The following is a 5,171-nucleotide window of genomic DNA, read 5'->3' as shown; positions in this document are numbered from 1 at the left end:
GTTCCCCACCCACCGCTCCATCCACCCGTCCGGGATGCCGCCCCGGACCCCCACGCGGGCACGGCCGACGTCGCTGTCGGACGGCCGCCGCGACGACGCACCGCCAGCGAGACGCGAGAGGACAGCACGGAAGGACCTCCCGCCGCGCGAGAAGAGATCCGGCCAGGGGGCGCAGGCCAAAGCTCTTTCGAAGGCAAGGGGACTCATTCATGACGACAGAGTTCAAGAAAACCCCCCCGAAGTATCGAGAGGTTACCGACGAGAACGGTCGTGTGTACCGGATCGGAGAGACCGACCGGGACATCATGGGACGGCCGCGGTGGACGATGGTGATCCTGCCGTGGATCGGCATGATGGGCATCAGCATCTGCGAGTACGCCTTCGGCTCGGCCGAGGAGACCCTGCACGACGGGCAGGGCTGGTCGTCGACGCACATCTTCTGGCTGCTGGGCGTGTGGGTGTTCTTCCAGGCCGCCGTGGCGTGGCCGATCGGACTGCTGCGGGAGACGGAGAAGCTCTCGGCGCGCACGGCGATGCTGCTCGGCGCCGTGGGCGCCTACCTGGGCTTCCTGGCGCTGGCGCACGCGCCGAACGTCTTCTGGGCCTACCTGGGCTTCGGCTTCTTCGGTGGCTCGGGCGCCGGCTTCGTCTACGCGACCTGCGTGAACATGGTCGGCAAGTGGTATCCGGAGCGGAAGGGCGGCAAGACCGGCTTCGTCAACGGCGGTTTCGCCTACGGCGCCGTGCCGTTCGTCTTCCTCTTCACCAACTACATGGACGTGGACAACTTCTCCGCCATCCTGAGCCTGGTCGGCCTGTGGGCGCTGCTGGCCGTCGGCGTGAGCGGGCTGTTCTTCAAGGACCCGCCGAAGAACTGGTGGCCCCCGCACGTCGACCCGCTGGACAAGAAGTCCGACCCCAGGACGACGCGGGCGCTGCTCAAGAACCCGCCGGCCGTCAAGCAGTTCACCCCCGCCGAGGCGCGGAAGGAGAAGGTGCTGTACCTGATGTGGTTCTGCCTGCTGATGACGGCGGGCGTGAACATCTTCGGGATCGCCTTCCAGGTGGACTTCGGGGACGAGATGGGCTTCGCGGGCGGGATCGTGGCCACGGCGATGTCGCTCAAGGCCATCGTCAACGGCACCGGGCGCGGCGTCATCGGCTGGATCTCCGACCTGTACGGACGGCGGCAGACCCTGACGTTCGTGTGCATCGTCCTGGGGCTCTCGCAGTTCGGGGTGCTGTGGTCGGGCACGATCGGGAGCATGCCGCTGTTCCTCTTCTTCTCGATGATCTCCGGATTCGGCGGCGGCGCGATCTTCCCGCTGTTCGCCGCGATGACGGCCGACTTCTTCGGGGAGAACCACAACGCCACCAACTACGGCATGGTCTACAGCTCGAAGCTGGTCAGCGGCCTTCTCGGCTCCGGCGTCGGCGTGCTGGTGGTCAATGCGTGGGACTACAAGGGCGCGTTCCTCATCGCGGGCGCGATAGGACTCCTCTCGGCCGCGCTGTCGCTGCTGTTGCGCCAGCCACGTCCAACGGACGACGTGACCAAGGTCCCCGAAACCGTGCCCCCGACACCGGTCGGGGCCCGTTGAGGGCCTCCCGTCGCGGGAGCGGCGACCAGGGGTGGCGGCGCGCGCCATTCGTCCCCACCCCTCCCGGAGCGTGTGCGCGGGCCAGCGGAGGACCGCGGCCCGGGGCGGGTACGCGGCAGTCCCGTACCGGGCCGCCCGCGTCACGGCGGCGGGGTCGGCCGGCGGGGTGCGCTCCCTGCGCCGGCCGGCCCTCGTCCGCTTCCCGCCGCAGCTGAAAGCCCCCTCGGGGCCGTGCCGCCCACGCGGCGCACGGCCCCGAGGGACGTCCCACAGGGACGGGGACCGGGTCAGCCGGCGGCGGCCTGGGCGGCGGCCGAGATCTGCTTGCAGTAGAAGTCGGTGGTGCGCTCGGTGTGCCGCCGCATCAGCTGCTCGGAGCGGTCGGGGTCGCCCTTGGCGATGGCCCGGATGAGCGTGGCGTGCTCGTTCCACGCGGCCTTGCCGCGCGGGCGGGCGATCGGCGTGTAGTACCAGCGCACGCGCCGGTCGACCTGGGCGATCATCTCGGCCAGCACCCGGTTCCCCGCGAGCTCGGTGATGAAGCTGTGCAGCACGGCGTTGGCCTCGACGATCGCCCGCGCGTCGTCGGCCGCGAGGGCGCGCACCCCCGCCTCCTGAAGCTCCCAGAGCCGGGCGATGTCCTGCTCGGTCGCGTGGACCGCGGCGCCCCTGGCCGAGTGGGTCTCCAGCACCGCGCGGACGCTGAGCAGTTGGGCCGCCTCCTCCACGGTGGGCGTGTGGACGAAGGCGCCCTGCGCGGGGCGCAGGTCCACCCAGCCCTCGCTCTGGAGCCGTTGCAGCGCCTCGCGCACGGGCTGCCGGCTCACGCCCAGATGCTCGGCGAGCTCGGCCTCCACCAGGTGCTGGCCTGGCCGGAGGGAGCCGTTGACGATGAGTTCGACCAGAGCCTCGAACACGGCCTCGCGGAGGGGTGCGGGGCGGGTGACCCGGCGGGCGCCCGCGGCGTTGAGTGCGTCACGCATGGTGGAGGTCCCCTGTCGATACGGCAGTTGAGGATGCCTCAGTGAAGAGGACTCCAGGATACAGGTTCTTGTATGCAATCTACGGCATCGCGTAAAGAACGGGACCGGAACGCGACGCGGATCACGTTCAGCGGGTGAAGGAGCGCCTACCCCCTGTCGCCGCCCACCCACTTATGGCATACTGTATGCAATCCTGCCCCTCAGGGGCCGCCCGCCCGACCGCAGATCGGGGGCAGAGACATGAAAGTGGCAGTGCTCGGCGCAGGAGCCATCGGCGCGTATGTCGGCGCCGCGTTGCACCGGGGCGGGGCCGAGGTGCACCTCGTCGCCCGCGGCGCGCATCTCACCGCCCTGCGCGAACGGGGCGTGCGGGTCCTCAGCCCGCGCGGCGACTTCACCGCCCGCCCGCACGCGACCGGCGTTCCCGAGGACGTCGGGCCGGTCGACTACGTGTTCCTCGGCCTCAAGGCCCAGCAGTACGCCGGCTGCGGACCCCTGCTCGACCCGCTGCTCGGCCGGGACACCGCGGTGATCGCCGCGCAGAACGGCATCCCCTGGTGGTACTTCCACGGTCTCGTGGGCCACGCCCTCGAAGGCCGCCGCATCCAGGCCGTCGATCCCGGCGGCGCGGTGAGCACCACCATCCCCGTGGAGCGGGCGATCGGCTGCGTCGTCTACTGCTCCACCGAGATCGCCGAGCCCGGGGTGATCCGCCACCTGGAGGGCACCCGCTTCTCCATCGGCGAGCCCGACGGCACGCTCTCCCCGCGCTGCCTGGAGTTCAGCCGGGCGATGGTGGCCGGGGGCCTCAAGTGCCCCGTCGAGTCCGACCTGCGCAACGACATCTGGATCAAGCTGATGGGCAACGTCGCGTTCAACCCGCTCAGCGCCCTCACCCGGGCGACGATGGTCGAGATCGCCGGGCACCCGGGAGCGCGCAGGCTGGTCGGCTCGATGATGGCCGAAACCCTCGCGGTGGCCCACGCCACCGGCAGCAAGCCCGCGATCTCCATCGACAAGCGGATCGCCGGCGCCGAGCGCGTCGGGCACCACAAGACCTCCATGCTCCAGGACCTGGAGGCCGGCAAGGAGCTGGAGACCGACGCCATCCTCGGCGCGGTCGTGGAGATCGCCGACCTGACCGGGGTCCCGGCCCCCACCCTGCGCGACGTCCACGCCGCGGTGGACCTGCTCGCCCGCACCACCGCCGCGCCCGCCGCCCGCTGACCCGCCCGCTGACCCGGCCACCGAGCAGACACCGAGCGGACACCGAGGAGATCCCGCGATGACGACCCTACGGCTGAAGCCCGGCACCGCCTGGGCCGAGGCCCACGCCCGCGCCCTGGCCGCCGCGCCCGAGGCGTTCCACGACCACCGCGTGCTCAACCTGCACGGGGGCCGCTGGCACCGGGACGGCGTCCCCGTGCCGGCCACCACCCCGGTCGACGGCCGCCCCATCACCGGACCGCCGGCGCTGGACGCGGACGCCGCCCGCGGCGCGGTGCGGGCGGCCCTCGACCAGCACCGCGCCTGGCGGCACGTCCCCCTCGCCGAGCGGCGGGCCCGGGTGGCCGCGGCGCTCGACGAGCTCTCCGCCCACCGGGACCTGCTGGCCCTCCTGCTGGTCTGGGAGATCGGCAAGCCCTGGCGGGCCGCCCGCGCCGACGTCGACCGCTGCCTCGACGGGGTGCGCTGGTACCTCGGCGAGATCGACGGCATGGTCGAGGGCCGCTCCCCGCTGCCGGGCCCCGTCTCCAACATCGCCAGCTGGAACTACCCCATGAGCGTGCTGATGCACGCCATGCTCGTGCAGGTCCTGGCGGGCAACGCGGCGGTCGCCAAGACCCCCACCGACGGCGGCACCGCCTGCCTCACCCTGGCCTGCGCCCTCGCCGCCCGCCACGGCCTGCCGCTCACCCTGGTGAGCGGCAGCGGCTCCGCCCTGTCCCCGGCCCTGGTGGGCGACCCCGCCGTGGGCTGCGTCAACTTCGTCGGCGGCCGGGGCGCGGGGGGCCGCCCCCCCCCCGCGCTGGCCGCCACCCGCACCCGCCACATCCTCGAACAGGAGGGGCTCAACTGCTGGGGGGTGTGGGAGTTCAGCGACTGGGACCTGCTCGCCGCCCAGGCCCGCAAGGCGTTCGAGTACGGCAAGCAGCGCTGCACCGCCTACCCGCGCTACGTCGTCCAGCGCGACCTGTTCGACGCCTTCCTCGCCGCCTACCTTCCCGCCGTCAGGTCGATCTCCTTCGGCCACCCGCTCGCGGTCGCCGACCCCGGCGACGACCTGCCCGACCTCGACTTCGGCCCGCTGATCAACGACGCCAAGGCCAAGGAACTCGCCGGCACGATCTCCGACGCCGTCGCCCGCGGCGGCATCCCGCTCCACCGCGCCCGGCTCTCCGACGGCCGCTCCTGCTCGGCGACGGACAGGGCGGCGAACCGTGTCAGGTCGATTTCCATGCGCCGCAGTACGGCCAGGGTGCCTTGGACACCACGAGCACCGGCACCTCGCCGGCCCGGAACGCGTTGAACAGCTTCTCCCGCTGGGTGTTGGTCGTCTCGCCCTTGATGACGGGCGCGTTCAGCC

At 72.0% G+C, this 5,171-nt stretch carries 3 protein-coding genes and 1 pseudogene; 3 read left to right on the top strand and 1 reads right to left on the bottom strand.

The annotated features are described in order from the left end of the window. Window positions 1–209 precede the first annotated feature (209 nt). Window positions 210–1,601, top strand: coding sequence for an OFA family MFS transporter (locus tag ADY01_RS32425; RefSeq protein ID WP_049580319.1), 1,392 nt, complete (start codon window positions 210–212; stop codon window positions 1,599–1,601). A 287-nt stretch (window positions 1,602–1,888) separates the two neighbouring features. Here ADY01_RS32425 and ADY01_RS32420 read toward each other — a convergent pair whose 3' ends face one another. After that, complete coding sequence (locus ADY01_RS32420; RefSeq protein WP_049580318.1) at window positions 1,889–2,584, bottom strand: GntR family transcriptional regulator; 696 nt, start codon at window positions 2,582–2,584, stop codon at window positions 1,889–1,891. A 240-nt stretch (window positions 2,585–2,824) separates the two neighbouring features. Here ADY01_RS32420 and ADY01_RS32415 point away from each other — a divergent pair, with 240 nt between their 5' ends. Both ADY01_RS32415 and ADY01_RS32410 read left to right on the top strand, forming a co-directional pair. Then, window positions 2,825–3,811 (top strand): 2-dehydropantoate 2-reductase, encoded by a 987-nt coding sequence (locus tag ADY01_RS32415; RefSeq protein ID WP_049580317.1) that lies wholly within the window; start codon window positions 2,825–2,827, stop codon window positions 3,809–3,811. Between the two features lie 58 nt (window positions 3,812–3,869). Beyond that, window positions 3,870–5,021 (top strand): annotated as a pseudogene (locus ADY01_RS32410) (aldehyde dehydrogenase family protein); the annotation flags it as partial. Between the last annotated feature and the right edge of the window lie 150 nt (window positions 5,022–5,171).

This window comes from Streptomyces sp. SBT349, assembly GCF_001083795.1.
In the GTDB taxonomy this organism is placed as follows: Bacteria; Actinomycetota; Actinomycetes; order Streptomycetales; family Streptomycetaceae; genus Streptomyces.
This window is presented reverse-complemented; position numbering and strand designations above follow the sequence as displayed.

Coding starts and splice junctions, on each gene's coding strand:
- ADY01_RS32415 (WP_049580317.1), top strand. CDS start 2,825: ATGAAAGTGGCAGTGCTCGGCGCAGGAGCCATCGGCGCGTATGTCGGC.
- ADY01_RS32420 (WP_049580318.1), bottom strand. CDS start 2,584: ATGCGTGACGCACTCAACGCCGCGGGCGCCCGCCGGGTCACCCGCCCC.
- ADY01_RS32425 (WP_049580319.1), top strand. CDS start 210: ATGACGACAGAGTTCAAGAAAACCCCCCCGAAGTATCGAGAGGTTACC.